We start from the raw sequence: 239 nt of genomic DNA, 5'->3' as shown, positions 1-239 counted from the left end.
GAGCGATATGGTAGATGCTCGCGGTCTTCCGGGCCTCCCCGCCCGAAAGACCGTTTTGGATGGCCCGTCAGTAGGCCTTGCCCCGGGCCGACACCGGCCACAGCGTTTCGACCTTTCCGCCCCGGACGCCGACGTACCAGTCATGGACATTGGCCGTCGGGTCGCAGTGACCGGGGATCAGGCGCAGCTTGTCGTTGACCTTCAGCACGCCCTTGGGGTCGGAAACGACGCCGTGCTCG

At 66.1% G+C, this 239-nt stretch carries 1 pseudogene; it reads right to left on the bottom strand.

Going from position 1 to position 239, the window contains the following annotated elements:
* Nucleotides 1–67: 67 nt before the first annotated feature.
* Nucleotides 68–239 (bottom strand): annotated as a pseudogene (locus A3728_RS22400) (DSD1 family PLP-dependent enzyme); the annotation flags it as partial.

The organism is Sulfitobacter sp. HI0040 (assembly GCF_001634885.1).
Classification (GTDB): domain Bacteria; phylum Pseudomonadota; class Alphaproteobacteria; order Rhodobacterales; family Rhodobacteraceae; genus Sulfitobacter.
Note: the sequence above shows the minus strand (reverse complement) of the source record. Positions and strands in the feature narration are given on the sequence as shown.